This is a genomic window from Sphingobacterium sp. WM (genome assembly GCF_029542465.1).
Classification (GTDB): Bacteria; Bacteroidota; Bacteroidia; order Sphingobacteriales; family Sphingobacteriaceae; genus Sphingobacterium; species Sphingobacterium cellulitidis.
Genome location: NZ_CP120709.1, coordinates 1,915,158 through 1,933,877, shown reverse-complemented (window position 1 = coordinate 1,933,877; position 18,720 = coordinate 1,915,158). Strand labels below are relative to the sequence as shown.

The 18,720-nt window shown below is 37.4% G+C and carries 14 protein-coding genes; 3 read left to right on the top strand and 11 right to left on the bottom strand.

What is annotated here, in order from left to right; genetic code table 11:
* The first annotated feature begins 592 nt into the window (after nucleotides 1-592).
* Nucleotides 593-904, top strand: coding sequence for a hypothetical protein (locus PZ892_RS08205; protein WP_218824023.1), 312 nt, complete (start codon nucleotides 593-595; stop codon nucleotides 902-904).
* On the opposite strand, the gene PZ892_RS08200 is transcribed toward PZ892_RS08205, so the two are convergent.
* The 9 genes from PZ892_RS08200 to PZ892_RS08160 all read right to left on the bottom strand — a co-directional run bounded on the left by PZ892_RS08200 (nucleotide 901) and on the right by PZ892_RS08160 (nucleotide 11,542).
* Complete coding sequence (locus tag PZ892_RS08200; RefSeq protein ID WP_277712740.1) at nucleotides 901-2,613, bottom strand: ATP-binding protein; 1,713 nt, start codon at nucleotides 2,611-2,613, stop codon at nucleotides 901-903. The two genes, PZ892_RS08205 and PZ892_RS08200, sit on opposite strands and share 4 nt — an antisense overlap.
* A complete protein-coding gene (locus PZ892_RS08195; RefSeq protein ID WP_094257980.1) occupies nucleotides 2,610-3,734 on the bottom strand; it encodes a histidine kinase in 1,125 nt (374 codons plus the stop codon). The genes PZ892_RS08200 and PZ892_RS08195 overlap by 4 nt, the downstream gene beginning before the upstream one ends.
* Nucleotides 3,735-3,749: 15 nt before the next feature.
* Nucleotides 3,750-4,829, bottom strand: a complete 1,080-nt coding sequence (locus PZ892_RS08190) for a porin (RefSeq protein ID WP_277712739.1) — start codon at nucleotides 4,827-4,829, stop codon at nucleotides 3,750-3,752.
* Nucleotides 4,819-5,406, bottom strand: a complete 588-nt coding sequence (gene kdpC, locus PZ892_RS08185) for a potassium-transporting ATPase subunit KdpC (RefSeq protein WP_277712738.1) — start codon at nucleotides 5,404-5,406, stop codon at nucleotides 4,819-4,821. The genes PZ892_RS08190 and kdpC overlap by 11 nt, the downstream gene beginning before the upstream one ends.
* 6 nt (nucleotides 5,407-5,412) lie before the next feature.
* The gene (kdpB, locus tag PZ892_RS08180) at nucleotides 5,413-7,422 is read right to left on the bottom strand and encodes a potassium-transporting ATPase subunit KdpB (RefSeq protein WP_277712737.1); all 2,010 of its coding nucleotides are present in this window, start codon (nucleotides 7,420-7,422) and stop codon (nucleotides 5,413-5,415) included.
* A 15-nt stretch (nucleotides 7,423-7,437) separates the two neighbouring features.
* Nucleotides 7,438-9,126, bottom strand: coding sequence for a potassium-transporting ATPase subunit KdpA (gene kdpA, locus PZ892_RS08175; protein WP_277712736.1), 1,689 nt, complete (start codon nucleotides 9,124-9,126; stop codon nucleotides 7,438-7,440).
* A gap of 103 nt (nucleotides 9,127-9,229) precedes the next feature.
* Nucleotides 9,230-9,565 carry a hypothetical protein gene (locus PZ892_RS08170; RefSeq protein ID WP_277712735.1) on the bottom strand — a complete coding sequence of 112 codons (336 nt, stop codon included), beginning with the start codon at nucleotides 9,563-9,565 and terminating at the stop codon, nucleotides 9,230-9,232.
* Between the two features lie 93 nt (nucleotides 9,566-9,658).
* Nucleotides 9,659-10,018: a hypothetical protein gene (locus PZ892_RS08165; protein WP_144043768.1), complete on the bottom strand. Its 360-nt coding sequence runs from the start codon at nucleotides 10,016-10,018 to the stop codon at nucleotides 9,659-9,661.
* Nucleotides 10,019-10,192: 174 nt separating this feature from the next.
* A complete protein-coding gene (locus PZ892_RS08160; RefSeq protein ID WP_277712734.1) occupies nucleotides 10,193-11,542 on the bottom strand; it encodes a sigma-54 dependent transcriptional regulator in 1,350 nt (449 codons plus the stop codon).
* 360 nt (nucleotides 11,543-11,902) lie between these two features.
* Between PZ892_RS08160 and PZ892_RS08155 the strand changes: the two genes are divergently transcribed.
* Complete coding sequence (locus tag PZ892_RS08155; protein ID WP_277712733.1) at nucleotides 11,903-12,406, top strand: thermonuclease family protein; 504 nt, start codon at nucleotides 11,903-11,905, stop codon at nucleotides 12,404-12,406.
* Between the two features lie 6 nt (nucleotides 12,407-12,412).
* Here the strand turns inward: PZ892_RS08155 and PZ892_RS08150 are convergent, their stop codons facing one another.
* Nucleotides 12,413-15,088: a cation-translocating P-type ATPase gene (locus PZ892_RS08150; protein ID WP_277712732.1), complete on the bottom strand. Its 2,676-nt coding sequence runs from the start codon at nucleotides 15,086-15,088 to the stop codon at nucleotides 12,413-12,415.
* Nucleotides 15,089-15,286: 198 nt separating this feature from the next.
* Here PZ892_RS08150 and PZ892_RS08145 point away from each other — a divergent pair, with 198 nt between their 5' ends.
* Entirely contained in the window at nucleotides 15,287-16,159 is an 873-nt protein-coding gene (locus PZ892_RS08145; RefSeq protein WP_277712731.1) for a universal stress protein, read from the top strand.
* On the opposite strand, the gene PZ892_RS08140 is transcribed toward PZ892_RS08145, so the two are convergent.
* Complete coding sequence (locus tag PZ892_RS08140) at nucleotides 16,119-18,581, bottom strand: phospholipase C, phosphocholine-specific (protein WP_277712730.1); 2,463 nt, start codon at nucleotides 18,579-18,581, stop codon at nucleotides 16,119-16,121. The two genes, PZ892_RS08145 and PZ892_RS08140, sit on opposite strands and share 41 nt — an antisense overlap.
* Nucleotides 18,582-18,720: the final 139 nt, after the last annotated feature.

The window sequence follows — 18,720 nt, the reverse complement described above, 5'->3', positions numbered from 1 at the left end:
TGCCTGATCTTGTCCAAAATGTAAAGCAATGAGCAGACAGCAATTAGTTTTAATTATTAATAAACCATTTAAATACTATTAAATAAATATAATATTCTTCACAAAAGTATGTTAAGCAGTTCTTTATAATATTCATATGATTTAATAATTTAGATTATGTAGTAATCTATTTACATCAAATGAATTTCGTTTAACTATTAATAATTAAACAAGATTATTAGTATAATTTTAGCTATATAAGTTTTAGGGAATAATTTTTAAACAACAAATATTCGTATTAATTCAATAATACATTAATAATTATTTAACAATATATCTTAAAAGGAAGAATGTCTAATACTCATGGTCAAAAATGCTTTTTCGGACACGCTAATATTGATTAATAAAAAATGATAAGGGAAAAGCTTAATCGTTAAGGATGAATTATTAGCTTATTTAAAGTTTAGGATAGACCAGAATCCTGAAAAAACTCGGAAATGCTTAATAAAAACAAAAACTAATAAAATAGGGTTTAATTAAACAGGGAAACTCTAATATTCAGTAAATTAGGGGTACAAATCAATTTAACAACAAGCAATGAAAGGAAAACAATATGAAGATCATTACTCGAATATGGCATGGAATTACGCGAAAGGAAGATGCTGACACCTATTTAAACTATCTGTTTGACACGGGGATCAAGGATTATAAAAGCATAAAAGGAAATCTCTCCTGCAAAGTTCTTCGACGCATAGATCATGATATCTGCCATTTTATGACCATCACTGAATGGGATTCTGTATCGAGCATTCAAGAGTTTGCTGGAGAGAGTTTTGAAAAAGCCAGATATTACAAGGAAGACAAGCAATATCTATTGGAGTTTGAGGAATATGTCACACATTTTGAAACTTATATCATTGACTAAGTTGTTACCATTGGTAATCTAAAATAGAAGGTACTACCCACTCCTAATTCAGAATCAACGCCGATTTTACCCCCTTGGTTTTCTATGAAATCCTTAGAAATGGATAAACCCAATCCTGTGCCTGTCCGAACACTGCCAGGAATTTGGAAATAACGATCAAACACCTTGTTTTTATAGGCTGCATCAATTCCTTTACCATGATCTTTCACTGAAAAGAGTAAATGGTTATTTTCTTTTTTCAGGGAAACCATGATTTTGCTATTGACTGGAGAATAACGGATAGCATTGGTAATAAAGTTGGTCAACACCCAAGCTGTCTTTTCTTCATCCACAAAAATCTTGGCGATATTTTCATCAATATCCGTTGAAATTTCAATATGCTTTTGTTCAGCCTGCATTCTAGTTGCATTTAATGCATATTGGATAATAGGCAATGGATCCGATATCTGCGAATACAGTTTAATATTTCCAGTCTCTACCTGAGAAACATTCAATAATTCACTAGTAATTCTCAATAATCTTAAACTATCCTCTTCTATCCCTTCCAACAAGGTCTTTTGTTCATCAGTGAGGCTTCCGGTTCTAGGATGTTTCAATAATTCAGAACTCAGTTGAATAGAAGCAATCGGCGTCCTCAACTCATGAGAAACAGTCGCTATAAAATTGGTTTTCGCTACATCTAATTCTTTAAATGTCGTTATGTTTTTCAGAACGATGACCTCTCCTATTTTTTGACTTTTTAGCTCTCCTGTTGGCGTAATTTCCATAGGGATCACTTCTTTTTCAAAATAACTTTCCTTATTATCGGCAAAGATCTTCATAGTAGACTCTCTGTTATTTTGATCAATAAGATTCCTTACCAAATCATTATGATTTATTAATTCATCAATATTATTATGCAACAAGTCTTTTCGTTTTAATCCAGAGACCTGTAAGCATTCATCATTGATAAAAATAATCTTTCTATTTTCATCAAGTCCAATAACAGGATCATGCATACTATTCACCAGTGTTTCCACTCTTTTCTTTTCTTCAAGAATTTGATCAAGTTTACTATTGGAATATTCCTGAAGTTTTTCTGCCATGGTATTATAGGATGCTGCTAATTCTGCAAACTCACTTTCTCCATCAAAATAAACTCTGTGCGTATAGTTTTGCCGTGAGATCTCTTTGATGCTTTCGCTCAACTTTTTAATTGGGTTTGCGATATTACTTGGAAGATTAATAAACAAAACAAATCCTATCAGGAAGCATAATGCTCCGATTACAGATATCAAAACAAAAGCATTGCTAGCGGTTTCTTTCGCATGATCACTTTTCATGACAATAGCATCCATATTGACGGTCATCAATTTGACTAAGTCAGCTCGAAAATCCTTGCCAACTTGTACATCCTCAGGATTAGCTTTCAGTTTATTCAATTGATCTGCTAGACGAGCCGTGATTTCTTTTTCACCTTGTTCCGTTACATTCAATTGTTGTTTTGCGAAGTTGTTCTCCAATTGAGCGATAGCCTCTTTATTGAGATGGATCTCATCAGAAGCGTGCAACATGTTTCGCGCATATTCAACGGAGTTATAATTTGCAGATAATACATTTTCAGTATCCTTTTTCAATGAGCTGACGAATAAAGTACTTACCGCAGCCAGAATAAGGATCATTAGAAATAAAAATCCTATTCCTAAATAGAGTTTAGCTTTAATTTTCATGACAGAATAATTAAGTCAACTTGAATCTTTTCCAATTTTTTCAATAACCTTCTAAAAATCCCCATGGACCATAAGATTCTTAAAAACGGCCAATACGGCCTACCTATACAGAGGGTGGTAATTTCCATTCGGAGGACTTGATCTACAATATTTGCTGGGACATCCTTCCCCTGGACTTGAATTACCTGTCCGCCCAATTCTGTTGCCAATTTAAAATTATTAATTAGATATCGTTGTTTATCTAAGGGTATTTTGTTTGTACTTTCTTTTGGTGTTTGAATATATAAGACAAACCAGTCTGCCTGATAAAAATTGGCGAGCCTGGCTGTACGACGAATTAAGTTTTTAGCTTTTTTCTCATCAGATCCAACACATACCATAAATCTTTCGGCTTTTCGTTTTGAATCAGGTTTCTTTTCTTTCTCATGTTTTTTGATGGCATGGACAGCCACCTCCTTTAATGCAAGTTCTCGAAGCAATAACAATTGTTCGGATTGAAAGAAATTCTTGAGCGCCGTATCGATCTTATCTTTCGAATATATTTTCCCTTCTTTCAAACGACCTAGCAGATCCTCCACAGAGATATCTACAAAGACTATTTCATCTGCCGATTGAATGACACGATCGGGAATTCTTTCATAAACCGGAACCGAGAGCAGGTCTCCAACTTCGGCTTGCAGACCTTCAAGATGTTGGATATTTACAGCAGAAATAACATTTATTCCCGCGTCCAACAATTCCATCACGTCTTGCCAACGCTTTTCATTTTTACTTCCTGGCACATTGGTATGTGCTAATTCATCTACCACGACTACTTCAGGGTGATTTTGAAGAACTAGATCTACATCCAGGTCCTCCAGCTCATTGCCTTTGTAATATATTTTTTTTCGTGGAAGAAGAGGTAAACCAGCCAACAAAGCCAATGTTTCTTCTCTATTGTGGGTTTCTACATATGCAATTTGTACGTCGATGCCATTTCGCAATAAATTATGAGATTCTTGCAGCATTCTGTAGGTTTTTCCAACCCCGGCACACATCCCTAAATAGATCTTAAACTTGCCTCTCCTGGACTGTTTGATTAGTTCCAGGAAATGTTCGGCTGATTTACGTTGTTCTTCCATTATTCACAATACTTATTAAAATCGCCAACCTAAAGCCGTACTGACCGTCGTGGTATTACCTTTATACTCGGCTTGGTGATTGGCGAAAATATTTTCAGAAGCGTCTAAGTTTCTGACTTCTGTCCTCCAAATCAAACCTTTATACAAGTCAACATCAAATCCTGCGGAATAGCCAAGGATCGTTGTGCCTTTATCCTCAAATCTACCGAAAACTACACCATCCTTATCATTGAAATATTCTAAGCGGGCATTCATTTTTACCTTTGAAGACAATGCATAGTTTGCTTGAATACCAGCATTCCACCATTTATAAGTTTCCGAGATCAACGGTTGTTTTTGGACTCCGTAATCCCAGTTTGCCAGAATATTCATTTTGCTATTCACCGCAACCTGCACATAAAGGTCATGAAAGAAGCGAAGGCTGTCCTTACCTTCATCTCCAACATAGGAACTACTATTCAACAGCACCGATTCTATTGGTTTATATTGAATTTGGTGACCAAATGAAGGACCCGTGCTCGTGTTTGGTAATTGAATTCTTTGCCATCCATTTAACGCAACGGCTGCTAAGTAAAGTTTGGAATCATCTGTCGTATAGGATAAGCGAGCTCCCGCTTCAAAATATGGGGAATTCTCAGCTGCTATACTTCTAGTTAGACTGATGTTATCAATTCCAATTGCGCTTTCACCACCTATATGTGATGGTAATACACCGGCGTCAATCCACACATTATGGTTCGCTGAAAGTTTATAACCAACATTGGCTTCATAAACATTCTTCCATACTCCTTCTTCGGCAGAATAATTAGCGTTCATATAACTACCAACAGCAATTGCCAGATTGCTTCGAACACGGTCACCTTCATAGGCCGCTTTTATCATTGCCAGATTCACGGACAATTCATTACTTCTATTATGGCTATAGATAAAAGCTGGTCTTTTATGATCTTCAGGTTTATTGAGATCCAAGGTATAATAGGATTCGATATAACCCGAGATTGTCAAATTTGATTTCAATGAATCAGTTAATTCCTGAGCATCTACGGTTCCTAATCCAAGGAATATGGATGCAGAACACAAGATTTTATTGAGCATTTTGTACTCCTTTCTCAGTTGCTAAGGCATCTAATGCTAAGTTCAACTCAAGAACATTTACCTTTTTAGGACCGAACATTCCCCAAAGCGGCTGTTCAGTATGTTCAGTGATTAAATCAATTAATTCAGGCTCCTCTAAACCTCTTAATTGTGCAATGCGAGGAACCTGAATTTCCAAGGCATTAACAGAAAGATGGGGGTCAAGACCACTTCCGCTTGCTGTAACGATTTCTGTCGGAATTTGCTCTCTATTCACTTTGGGATTTTGGGACAAAAAATGAGTGATCCTGCCCTCCACTTCCTGTATATATTCAGGGTTTGAACCTGCGTTGTTGCTAGCACCCGATCCGGCAGCATCATATTCTACTGCGGACGGTCTTGACCAGAAATACTTATCATCAGTAAACTTCTGACCAATGTTTTTATAATATGTTTTACCATTTGCCTCGATCACAAAACCTTTGCCTTGATTAGGACTTAATTGAGCAATTGCCCAAACTACAAACGGATATACTATTGCAAATAAAACGAATGTCAATACGGTCATTTTAAGTGCGGGTAATAAATGTGCTTTCATTTCAGTTTAAATAAATATTGATAATAATAAATCAATCAATTTGATACCTATGAATGGGACGATTAATCCTCCAAATCCATAGATTAATAAGTTTCTACGTAATAAAGCTGAAGCGCCAATAGGTTTGTAGGCTACTCCTTTTAGAGCCAATGGAATCAACATCGGGATCAAAATTGCATTGAAGATGATGGCTGATAAAATGGCTGACTCAGGGCTGCTCAGGTTCATGATATTCAATGGTGCCAAAGCAGGAATCATCACTACAAATAATGCCGGGATAATAGCGAAATACTTTGCTACGTCGTTGGCAATACTGAAGGTTGTCAATGTTCCTCTGGTCATCAATAACTGTTTACCAATTTCTACCACCTCAATCAATTTGGTTGGGTCGTTATCTAGGTCAACCATGTTTCCAGCCTCTTTAGCAGCTTGTGTACCACTGTTCATTGCTACACCCACATCGGCTTGCGCAAGTGCCGGGGCATCATTTGTACCATCTCCCATCATCGCCACCAATTTACCTTCTCCTTGCTCCTTACGGATGTAGTTCATTTTATCCTCAGGCTTAGCTTCGGCAATAAAATCATCCACACCAGCTTTTTCAGCAATATATCCAGCGGTCAAAGGGTTATCACCAGTTACCATAACTGTTTTAATACCCATTTTGCGCAAACGCTCAAAACGTTCCTTAATACCTGGTTTAATAATATCCTGAAGTTCTACTACACCTAATGCTTTTTCATTTTCTGAAACCACCAACGGGGTTCCACCATTTCCTGAAATACTTTCCACTGTCTTCATCACGTCTTCAGGAAAATGGTTCCCCGCCGCTTCAACCAACTTCTTAATAGCATCCGTAGCACCTTTCCGAATACGTTGATTTGCAATGTCCAATCCAGAACATCTAGTTTCAGCAGTAAATTTTATGAATGTTGATTCTTGTAATTTATAGGGTGCAAGATCTAATCCTGCCAATTCAACGATGGATTTACCTTCTGGAGTTTCATCACTCATGGAACTTAATGTTGCCGCACGAATCAACTCAGTGGAATCAACTCCAATTGCTGGATGAAATCTTGTTGCCTTTCTATTCCCAATAGTAATAGTACCAGTTTTATCAAGTAAGAGTACATCCACGTCACCAGCAGTTTCAACTGCTCGTCCTGACTTAGTCAATACATTAGCACGTAATGCCCGATCCATCCCAGCTATACCAATTGCTGATAGTAAACCACCAATGGTTGTCGGAATAAGGCATACGAATAGTGATATAAACGCTGCGATACTAATAGGAACATTAGAATAATCGGCAAATGGTTTTAAAGTAACACATAATAGGATAAACACCAATGTAAATCCAGCCAACAGAATTGTTAATGCAATCTCATTAGGTGTTTTTTGTCTTTTAGCACCTTCCACTAAGGCAATCATTTTATCTAAGAATGATTCTCCTGCAGTTGCAGTCACCAATACCACGATCTCATCTGACAATACCTTTGTACCACCAGTCACCGAGCTACGGTCACCTCCTGCCTCTCTGATCACTGGAGCAGATTCCCCAGTAATTGCACTTTCATCGATGGTCGCAAGACCTTCCACAATTTCACCGTCACTCGCAATAATATCACCAGCTGTACACACGAATAAATCGCCTTTTTTCAATTGGGATGACGGAATGGTTCTTCCGTCCTTCAATCTGGCTGGTGTTTCTTCCCTTGTTTTACGAAGGCTGTCTGCTTGTGCTTTACCACGAGCTTCAGCTAGTGATTCAGCGAAGTTTGCAAACAGTAAAGTCACAAATAAAATAAGAAAGACTATAAAGTTATATGCGAAGGAGCCTTGTGTTTTATCTCCCATTAAAATTGCAATACATACTACTGCCATAACCACAGTACAGACTTCAACTGTAAACATCACTGGGTTACGAAGCATCTCTTTTGGATTGAGCTTAATAAAAGCTTGTTTAAAAGCAACTTTTAACAGCTCAGTATCAAAAAATGGATTATTTGATTTCATTTTGAATCTCATTTATTATTTAATAGAAAAATATTCAGCTATTGGTCCTAAAGTCAATGCTGGGAAGAATGCTAGAGCTGCTATGATGGCTATGACAGCAAACACCATAAATCCAAAGCTAGCGGTATCGGTTTTTAAGGTTCCGGCACCTTCAGGGATATATCTTTTTTCTGATAAGATTCCTGCAATGGCTACTGGACCTACGATAGGAATAAACCTTCCGAATAGAAGCACAATACCTGTACTGACATTCCACCACATGGTATTATCGCCTAGCCCTTCAAATCCACTACCGTTGTTGGCTGAAGCCGAAGTATATTCATATAACATTTCTGACAACCCATGAAATCCAGGGTCATTCGTTGTGCTAGCACCTACACTTGGAAAGGCTGCTGCGAATGCTGTCCCTGCAAGAATTAGGAATGGGTGAATCAAAGCAACCATCATCGCAATTTTCATTTCACGAGCTTCAACTTTCTTGCCCATGAATTCCGGAGTACGACCAACCATTAACCCTGAGATAAAGACCCCGAGGATAATGAAAATAAAGAAGTTCAATATTCCGACCCCATTACCTCCATAGAAGGCATTGATCATCATCGCCAGCATTTCATTCATGCCGGACAATGGCATACTACTATCATGCATGGAGTTGACGGAACCCGTCGAGATTACGGTGGTCACGATAGACCAGAAACCAGAAGCAGCGGATCCTAATCGAATTTCCTTACCCTCCATGGCTCCCAAATCCTGGGTGACACCGAGTCTTTCAATAGCAGGGCTACCTTGAATCTCCATCAAGACATTCGGAACGGCCAGACATAGAAAACCAAAGGTCATTACCCCAAAAATCATCATGGATAATTTCCGACGTTTTATATAAAAACCTAAAGCAAAAACCATAGCTACCGGAACAACAAATTGACCGATCATTTCAGCGATATTACTGATGTATGAAGGGTTTTCTAAAGGATGGCTTGAGTTTGTGCCAAAAAATCCACCACCATTGGTACCCACATGTTTAATAGCAATAAATGCTGCTGCGGGACCTCTTGAAACTTCTACTGTATCACCTTGAAGATTCAACATGGTATCTTTTCCTTCATAAGTCATTGGAGTTCCTTCAAAAACTAGGATCAAGGCAACAATAAAGGAGATTGGCAATAAAATGCGGGTACATGATTTTAGGAATACATCGTAGAAGTTTCCAAATAATCTTGTGCCTTTTCCTTTAAATGCACGGAAGAGTACAATGGCTGCGGAGATACCAATTCCTGAACTCACAAACTGTAAGAACATCAAGCCGGTTTGCGAGAAGTAACTCACTCCTGTTTCTCCAGAGTAATGTTGAAGGTTACAGTTTACCAAGAAAGAAATCACGGTATTGAATGCCAGATCAGCTGACATGTTCGGATTACCATCTGGGTTCAATGGTAGGTTTGCTTGGAACATCAAAATCAACATTCCGATTACAAACCACACTAGATTTATGGTCAATAAAGCAACCATATGCTCTTTCCAGGTCATTTCTTTCTTATAATCGACACCTGAAAGTCGCATTATTACTTTTTCGATTGGGCCAAATATTTTATCTGAAAAACCAGGTTTATCCGAGAAAACATTGGCTATATATTTTCCTAGGGGAATAGCAAGCAAGATAGTTGCTACAAACATCAAAATAACGCCCCAAATTTCTGTACTCATTAGATTCATCTTTTTATTTCCTTAAAATTTTTCAGGATTTAACAATACATACATGGTGTATAAGAAGACCATGATGGCGACTATAAACAAAGCGATCATATTTTTAATTTTCTATAATTGTTTTTACATAAACCGGCCTCATTTCCTTAGGGAAAAAGGTCAAGTGTTTTCTTAAGCTTGCTGGAGATTCGCTGGAAGCCATTCTTTCTAAGAATTCATTTTCGATAGCATTTTTCACATGCAACGAGCCCCCTCCATATAAAATGCCTATCACATGAATTGCTTCGCGAGCCATCTGCTGTTCATCCGTCGTTCCTTCAAAGTTTGCCAAACAGAATTCGGCAACATGTTGTAAAACTTCGTACTCAGACTCCACTTTATCTTCCATCACACATTGAGGAAGCCAAGCTTTCACGGTTGATATAATTTTACTTTCCATTTTTTCTAGATTTTATCAAAAAAATCAACTGATTTAAAGAATAGGGCAAAGCAAACAATGCCCAATACCAATAATAAAAGGGTAATTACCATGTTATTTAATATGTTGAATGATGTAAACTTCTTTAAGATCCTTCGGCAACTGAGCAATAATTCGCCCCCATTGCTTGGCATTGCATAAATGATCCATACGGGTCAAACAATGCATAAAAAGGTATTCTACATTTTGCTTGATCGCCTGATCACCTCGCTGGTACAATACCCCGACACAGGATAATATGCGCTGCAGGTAACTAAATTTTTTCTTCTGACATAGTTCGCGCATATAACTCACAATAATCTGCATCACTGCGGCCACATTACCTTGATATTGTAAACCTTTCAGCTGTGGAGACAATTTCCTGATATGCCGTCCTACATAATTTGCCATCTCTTGGGATGTAATCTTTTCCATAATTAAAAAAGTCATATTTATCCCCCTGATGCCAAACATTATTCCAGCACAGAAATAAAAGCTATATCCTATTGCATTACAGTGTTTTAAAAAAATAATTGAGAAGAATGGAAATAAAAAACCCTATCATTTTGATAGGGTTGTTATCATTTTGAGAAGAGTAATTCGAGTTTATTATTGCTGAATCTGATATTCATCAATCTTTCTATACAGCGTCGCTATTCCGATTTCGAGTAATCGTGCAGCTTCCGCCTTATTGCCTTTGGTATAAGCTAATACTTTTTGGATATGTTTTCTTTCCATTTCTGCCAATGCCATCTCCGAAAGACTATTCGTTTTGCCTTCCTGCATGCTGAACTCATATGGCAAGGCATTAACATCAAGCGTATCACCTTCAATCAGGATTAAGCTACGCTCAATACTGTTTTTCAACTCTCTGACATTACCTTTCCAATAATGGTTTTGAAGCAAGCTGATGTAAGTATCGTCAATTTTCGGAATTGGCATATTCAATTTTGCAGATTGAAGTCCAACGAAATACTTTATTAATAATGGGATATCAGAAATTCTGTCTTTTAATGCCGGTAAGCCGATAGTGAAGACCGATAGTCTGTAATACAGATCAGACCTAAACAAGCCTTCCTCAGATTCTTGTTCCAGGTTTCTATTGGTAGCAGCTATTACACGCACATCCACTTTGGTTGGTTTACTCTCACCTACGCGGAGAAATTCACCAGTCTCTAATACTCTTAATAATTTTGCCTGAAGTTCAATAGGCATCTCACCAATTTCATCCAGGAATAAGGTCCCCTGATTGGCTTCTTCAAATAATCCTTTTTTATCCTTCAGGGCACCTGTGAATGCCCCAGTAACATGCCCGAATAATTCAGATTCAAGGAGATCTTTACTCACTGCTGAACAATTTAAAGCTACAAAAGACTTCCCATTCCGCTTACTTTCTTGATGAATTGCTTGAGCAAAAACTTCCTTTCCTGTCCCAGTTTCTCCAAGCAAGAGCACTGTAGCATCAGTCTGCGCTACTTTCTTACCTAAATTTATCGCGTGATTTAATTCTTTGGATTTACCAATGATTTGATCAAAGGAGTATTTCTTGCCCACTTTTTCTTCCAGCCTATTCAGTCTTTTCGCCATTTCCACCTTTTCAAAGGCTTTATTGATCAAAGGAATAACCTTATTATTGTCATCTCCCTTTGTCATATAATCAAAAGCACCATTCTTGATAGCCTGAACACCATCTGGAATCTGTCCAAATGCAGTCATCAGCAGTACTTCAGCAATAGGTTTGATCTTCTTTATTTCAAGGACTGCTTCAACACCATTGCCATCAGGCAGTTTCACATCACATAAGACGACATCTATATCCTTGGTTTTTAATATTTGGTAGCCAGCCTTTAGATTTGCTGCTTGAAAAACTTCCAAGTCATCCCACTCCAATTGGATAATACGGGCCAATAATTGTCGTAGTTTATCCTCATCATCTATTAACAAAATCTTCTTAAGCATGGTCTAAATTAGTATTTCCTATTTATTATTTAGAACGAAGTCAATTAAATATTTCAATTAATAGAAAAATCCCGAGGCGGGGAGCCTCAGGATTTTATCAAACCAATTATTAACCTAAATTATGAAATTTAATTTTTGAAACTTTTTTGTTTCTTGAACTAATAACGCAAGTCAGGACTAATTCGCGTCAAACAATATTGATATTAACATTTTTTAACATATCATAGCTATATGCTAAAACGTATAACCCCACTAATATCAACTTAAATATCCTTCATAATTAGAACTAGAAATACGTTTAAACAAGTAAAATTCCTGCTATGGTCCTTGAGATATGAAATAGAGTGCTATTTTTGCCGCATGTTCAAAAAGCATCTACCCTATTTAATAATAATTTTCTTCCTCACTTGCCAACATGCAATTGCGCAGCAAAAGATCTTTGGTAAGGTAGTTAGGATATCCGATGGAGATACCATCACTGTCCTAGACAGCTTAAATCAGCAACACCGGGTGAGACTGCATGGAATAGATAGCCCTGAAAAGGGTCAGGATTATTTTCAAGTTGCAAAGGAATATATTGGACAGCTTTGCTTTCAAAGGGAGGTTGAGGTTTCTATCCTGAAATACGACCATTATAAAAGAGCAATTGGAAAAGTTTATATAGACTCAACCGAGGTAAACGTAAGCATGTTGAAAGCAGGATTAGCTTGGCATTTCCTTCAATTCGATAAATCGGAAGAATATGCACAAGCAGAAGCAGAGGCAAGACTAAATAAGAGAAACCTGTGGTCATTGAAGACTGCTCAAGCGCCCTGGGAGTTCAGAAAAATAAAGAGACAACAACAAAAATTAAAAGCCAAATAGATTCATCTACTTGGCTTTTTTACTGAATAACTTTATCAATTCATTAACGAACAAAGGCACCAATCCTAATCCAATTACCTTCACCCAATCGTAAATCCCTATCACCTGCAGTTTAAATGATTCCCTTAGAATCGGAACAAATAATACCATCAACTGCAATGCGAATCCTAAAATAATCGCAAATATCAAATACTTATTTGAAAATATCCCTACTCTAAATATCGATTTATACTCATGTCTAAAAGATAAAGAATAGAACAATTGACAGGCAATAATGGTTAAAAATGCCATGGTACGGGAATACTCATGAATATCTTCAGGAATACTATCCTTAAAAGGATTATAGCCATGCTCAAAATACCCAATCAAGAAAGCAGCAATTGTCAATAATCCAATTAATATACCTGCAATAAATATTTTCTTCCCACCGCCATTTGAAAAGAAATTTTCCTTGACATTTCTAGGCTTTTCATTCATCACATTGGGATCACCGGGATCCATTCCCAATGCAACAGCTGGCAGTGTATCTGTGATTAGATTAATCCATAATAATTGAGTCGCTAACAATGGAACTGGTAATCCGGCAACTATAGCAACCAACATGGTAATCACCTCCCCCAGATTACTGGCGAGCAAAAATATTACAGATTTCTTGATATTGTTATAGATATTACGGCCGTGTTCAATGGCCCCAATGATGGTAGAGAAATTATCATCTGCAAGGATGATATCAGAAGCATTCTTGGCTACATCTGTCCCGGTAATTCCCATTGCTACACCGATATCTGAAACATTCAATGATGGTGCATCATTGACCCCATCACCAGTCATCGACACGATATTTCCCTTTGCCTTAAATGCTTTGACGATATTGACCTTATGCTCTGGAGATACCCTTGCAAATACCCGATAGTCAGAAATATGAGATTCTAAATCTTCATAAGAGATGGAATTTATATCCTTGCCGGTAGTAACCTGACTAATATTCTCAGCAATGCCTAGTTCCTTTGCAATGGCAAAGGCAGTATTTCCATGGTCACCAGTTATCATAATGGTGGTTACACCGGCTGCTTTTGCCTTCTCAATGGAATCCTTCACTTCTTTTCTCGGGGGATCAATCATACCAACGAGTCCAATAAACACAAGGTCCTTTTCAAAATCTTCTTTCTCAAATTTAGAATCGCTTTTCTTAAAGGCAACAGCCAATGTCCTTAAGGCTTTCATGGACATTTTTTCTACCGCATCTGTAATTTGCTTTTTATGGTCCTCAGTGATAGGAAATAACTCCTCGTTTTGAATAATGTATTTACAATTTGGGATTAGGTTATCAACTGCTCCTTTTGTATAAAGAATATATTCTGAACCAGTTTTATGGAGCGTGGACATCATTTTACGATCCGAATCAAATGCCAGCTCATCAACTCGAGGCTGTTCGGATTGCAGGTTTCCCCTATCCATTTCCCATTGATCTGCTAAAGCAAGTAAGGCAATTTCCGTAGGGTCTCCTGTTTGATTCTCACCTTCCAAGGTGGCATCCGAAGCTAAAACCATCGCTTCGGCTAATAGATTTTCCTCATAGGTATTCTCCGCTTCATCATCAATGGAAATCAAATTATCGCTGAAGGTAAAGGCTTCCTGCACAGTCATTTTATTTTGGGTAAGCGTTCCGGTCTTATCCGAACAAACTATGGTCACTGATCCTAAGGTCTCAACGGCAGGCAACTTTTTAACAATCGCATTTTGTTTAGCCATCTTGGTTACTCCAATGGATAAAACGATAGCTACGATTGCTGCCAATCCTTCAGGAATGGACGCCACGGCCAATGACACTGAAGTCAAGAACATCTCCGTGAGATCACGACCCTGAAAATAGGAAATGATAAATATGATAATACAAATTCCAATGGCTAATTTCCCTAAAGTCTTTCCCAAATGATCCAAACGGATTTCCAATGGTGTTTTTTCAGCAGTTTCTGAATCTAAAAGACCTGCAATTTTACCTACTTCAGTTTGGTTGGCTGTTCCAAATACTATTCCTACACCTCTACCATAGGTAACCAAAGTGGACATAAATGCCAAGTTTATCCGATCTCCAATAGGAATATACTCATCCTCTAAATTCGCATCCGCACTCTTTTCCGCCGGAACAGATTCTCCAGTCAAGGCAGATTCTTCTATTTGAAGGTTCGCTGATTCTATTAACCGTAAATCAGCAGGTACATATCGACCGGCTTCCAATAAGACAAGATCTCCAGGTACCAATAGTTCCGAATCCACCTCCACGACCTTTCCACCTCTCCGAACAATTGCTTTTGGATGCGATAAATTCCTTAACGCATCAATCGCATTATTTGCTCTAACCTCTTGAAATAAACCTAAAAATGCATTGATGAGGATAACAACCAGAATGATGATTCCATCGGTATACTCTCCCATGAAAAAAGTAATCCCAACCGCAGCAAATAAAACATAAATCAATGCATCATTGAGTTGGTCAATAAAGATTCGAAATATCGATTTTCGAGACTCCTGTTGCAGTTTATTCTTTCCATACTCATTCAACCTGCTTTCAACCTGCTCATTGGTTAACCCATCAGATAAATTGCTGTCCAATTGGTTCACAAATTCTTCAAGGGAAATTGAATAGGGATTATTGGATGAAGGTTCTTTATTTTCGGTCATATATTATTAAATGCAAAAACCCAAAAATAGTTCTAAGGGATGAGCAATTCGATGATATTTATCACTTTTAGTATCTATTCTAGGGAATTTATGAGATATTTATCACATTCTTGAAAGGAATAGGATTCGACAAGCCTAAAACTTGAAATAGGATTTCTTTTTGGCTATATTTGGTAAACACACCCTACCATATTGATTATGAAAAATGCACTTCTTATTCCTACAGACTTTTCAGATAATGCTTGGGTTGCCACAAAATATGCAGCAAATCTAGCAACCAAATTCAATTGGGATATCCATCTGCTACATGTATATCAAACCTTTGGAAGAACATTAGCAACCACAGAGTTTAATGATGCGGTTGCAAAGCATAATATGGATAGCGCCAATGAGGAGATGGAGAAATTTCAAGAACGAGTAAAAAAGGAATTTCCTGAACTTCAGGTTTCGGCAGCATGTATCCAAGGTAATCTAACAGATACGATATTAAAAGTTGCTGAAGAAAATAATGCGCCTTTTATTGTAATGGGTTCGAAAGGAGCTACAGGTTTAAAGGGTCTTGTTTTTGGTAGTAATACTTTTGATATCATCCAACACTCTCCAATTGGAGTCATTGCTGTTCCACCACATCATGAAGGATTTAAATTGAAAAAAATAGGGATACTATCCAATTTTAAGGCTACAGAGTTTGATCTAATTGATAGTTTCATACATAGAACAAGTCCTGCTATAGACCTAAACCTTTTGCATGTTGTTGAAAACAATAAACCTGCGGAAGCAAATGCGATATTTTATTGGGAAGAAAAAATGCTTAAGCATACAGGTGTAAATTCTGTCAGCTTTAAAAGTAAGCAGTTAATCAACAGGTTCGATATCAAAGAACCTATTCCCTACTGTATCAATCAGATGATTGTAGAAGAAGAAATTGATTTATTACTTCTTACATACAGCAGGAAAAGCTTCTTTACAAATTTGTTCTCTAAGAACCTTACGAAAACAATTGCCAACGAATTGTCAGTTCCTAGTTTCTTTATGAGGGAATATTTCCTTCACCCATTAGTGGATCAGTAGAACTAGGTTTTCCATTTTCTATATGCCCCGCATATTTGATAAATAAATCCGGGTTTTGATCCGAGGTTATTTCAAAATCATACCAGCCCTGGGATTTTTCTAAATTCCAGGCTTGCTTCACCTTTCTATTGGCTGAAAATTCTTTTGAGCTATGCCCATACGATGGATCCTGAACTTTTAAGCCAACTTTGGATTTAGAAATCGCTATTTGGAACCCTTTCTTAGCATTGCTGCTATTCACTTCAACAAGAGGGAATTCAGCATTCACCTTCGCTTTGAATGCACGATAAAATCCATTAGGCCCATGTACTGAGAAGCAGAAGCTTTCATCCTTCAGCTCAGATAAATCCAATGAATAGGTTAAGTTTTCTTTAGGTTTAACTGCGAAATTCCAGGTTCTACCAATTTCATTTTTACTACCAAAAGCAGTGTGCGAAATTAATTGAAATGGAACCCCTACAACCTTCGTTTGCGGAAGTTTCCCTAATATCGAAAAATGAAAGTTTAATTTTCCAGAAGAAACACTGAGGTTCACATCTATATCATATGGAATTGCACATGCTGATTTAGTACCTTTCTCTTGAAGTCCTAAACCCGTATTCAAGGAAAGATTATTTTTTATACTTTTCAGACTATCCTTTGCTATTGCTTTAAAATTCTCAGGAATAGACTTATCACGAGCAGAATAAATTCGTTCTACATATTGGTCTCGATTTACAAAATCAATAGCAGGTCTTTGAATATCTGGCAAAGGTCTAAATGCTGAGGTCAAATCCCCACATACCAACCTTCTCCATTCGGTAATGTTCTTTTCAATTACAGGCTTTTTATATTTTTTCTGGATAAAATGCTCCAAAAACTGAAGTGGCGAAGTATGATCAAACACCTCTGAATTCACCCAGCCACCCTTGGACCAAGGTGAAGCAATTACCAAAGGCACTCGATATCCCAAACCTATTGGACTATCATGAACTCCAGTATTTTTACCTGTTCTCTTATTTTCTTGATCTACAGTAACGTATTCATCAGCTGTATCCATACCCTTTGGCACAGCTCCTGTTCCTTCTTTATTAGACAATGGAGGTACAAATGGGGATATATGATCGAAGTAGCCATCATTCTCGTCATAGGTTAAGATAAAAATGGTTTTCTTCCATACTTCAGGATTTGCAGTTAGTATATCCAATGTTTCCGAAACATACCAAGCACCATACCATGGAGAACCGGGATGATCTGAAAAACGACATGGCGCCACCAACCAAGAAACTGCTGGAAGATTACCTGCTTTTACATCCTCTCGGAATTGATGAAAAACATCCCCCTGTGGGACTTCAATCTCCTCAGAATCCTGACCCTTAATTTTGGATAAGTTATGGTAGTTAGGGTCATTTGTATTCGTTGTAAAGGCCCGACGATGAATCTCTTGCTCTAGATTGCTAAGCTTCGCAAAGTTCTCTGGAGAATAAGTCTCTACATCCTTTTTATAACCATTTAATTCATCAACAACTTTTTGATACGCTTCTTGACTTGCAAATTTTGCTACAGTAAGCAGATGTTCTATTTCTTTCACCTTCCTTTTCGCATATTCATAATAAGCCGGATGAAATTTAACCTGATACTGTTTATGGAATTCAAGATTATTATCTGTGAAATTAGCCAACCAATCTTCCTCTTCACCTTCAAAACCTACTGGTAGACTTAATTCATTTTGATAAACTTTCCATGGAATTCCAGCTTCCTGAAGTCGCTCTGGATAGGTCTTCCAGCTCACATCTTTATAGTTAATCTGATAATTATCTACGTGGGCAGTAGATTCTGGATTATGAGGTTCCTCACGAACTGTTCCTGACCAGAAATAAGAACGATTAGCACTCGTCCCAGTCAATGAAGAACAAAAATGTTGGTCACAAACGGTAAAAGCATCAGCAAATGCATAGTAAAAAGGAATATCTTTTCTTTCAAAATATCCCATGGTCAATGGAATATGCTTGTATTCAGGATCACCAGCACGTTTGGCTTCTAACCATGTATTCATTTTCCCTTCATTTCGTGCTGCAACCATATCTCTCCAGCCATGTGGGAGACTCCCCATCCAAGTTATTTTGGTATTTTCTATATCCAAATGGAATGGAGCAAAGATTTCTTCTTTTTTATTCTCCTGATACCACACTGGATAGCCATTAGGTTGTCTTAATGCACGCGGATCATTAAATCCTCGAACGCCTTTCAAGGTTCCAAAACAATGATCAAAGGATCTGTTCTCCTGCATCAAAAACACAATGTGTTCCGCATCAAGATAATTGGTCCCTGGATTGGCATCTATCGCCAAAGCCCTCTGAATAGATTCTGGAATAAAATTTACGGCTGCGCTAGCACCCGCAAGCATCGATGCTTTCTTAAGAAACTCTCTTCTGGTATCCATTAATTTTTAGATTAGGTAGCAAAACTATAATTTAAATCAGTTGATTCATCAAGTTAGTTAAATCATCATAAACATTTAACCTTAATTTATTATACCCTTAATAATTTTACACAAAAAAGCCCAACCTTCCGGTTGGGCC

What these genes read in the sequence shown, in the direction of transcription:
- PZ892_RS08205 (WP_218824023.1), top strand. Translation starts at nt 593, where the DNA reads ATGAAGATCATTACTCGAATATGGCATGGAATTACGCGAAAGGAAGAT.
- PZ892_RS08200 (WP_277712740.1), bottom strand. Translation starts at nt 2,613, where the DNA reads ATGAAAATTAAAGCTAAACTCTATTTAGGAATAGGATTTTTATTTCTA.
- PZ892_RS08195 (WP_094257980.1), bottom strand. Translation starts at nt 3,734, where the DNA reads ATGGAAGAACAACGTAAATCAGCCGAACATTTCCTGGAACTAATCAAA.
- PZ892_RS08190 (WP_277712739.1), bottom strand. Translation starts at nt 4,829, where the DNA reads ATGCTCAATAAAATCTTGTGTTCTGCATCCATATTCCTTGGATTAGGA.
- kdpC (WP_277712738.1), bottom strand. Translation starts at nt 5,406, where the DNA reads ATGAAAGCACATTTATTACCCGCACTTAAAATGACCGTATTGACATTC.
- kdpB (WP_277712737.1), bottom strand. Translation starts at nt 7,422, where the DNA reads ATGAAATCAAATAATCCATTTTTTGATACTGAGCTGTTAAAAGTTGCT.
- kdpA (WP_277712736.1), bottom strand. Translation starts at nt 9,126, where the DNA reads ATGAGTACAGAAATTTGGGGCGTTATTTTGATGTTTGTAGCAACTATC.
- PZ892_RS08170 (WP_277712735.1), bottom strand. Translation starts at nt 9,565, where the DNA reads ATGGAAAGTAAAATTATATCAACCGTGAAAGCTTGGCTTCCTCAATGT.
- PZ892_RS08165 (WP_144043768.1), bottom strand. Translation starts at nt 10,018, where the DNA reads ATGGAAAAGATTACATCCCAAGAGATGGCAAATTATGTAGGACGGCAT.
- PZ892_RS08160 (WP_277712734.1), bottom strand. Translation starts at nt 11,542, where the DNA reads ATGCTTAAGAAGATTTTGTTAATAGATGATGAGGATAAACTACGACAA.
- PZ892_RS08155 (WP_277712733.1), top strand. Translation starts at nt 11,903, where the DNA reads ATGTTCAAAAAGCATCTACCCTATTTAATAATAATTTTCTTCCTCACT.
- PZ892_RS08150 (WP_277712732.1), bottom strand. Translation starts at nt 15,088, where the DNA reads ATGACCGAAAATAAAGAACCTTCATCCAATAATCCCTATTCAATTTCC.
- PZ892_RS08145 (WP_277712731.1), top strand. Translation starts at nt 15,287, where the DNA reads ATGAAAAATGCACTTCTTATTCCTACAGACTTTTCAGATAATGCTTGG.
- PZ892_RS08140 (WP_277712730.1), bottom strand. Translation starts at nt 18,581, where the DNA reads ATGGATACCAGAAGAGAGTTTCTTAAGAAAGCATCGATGCTTGCGGGT.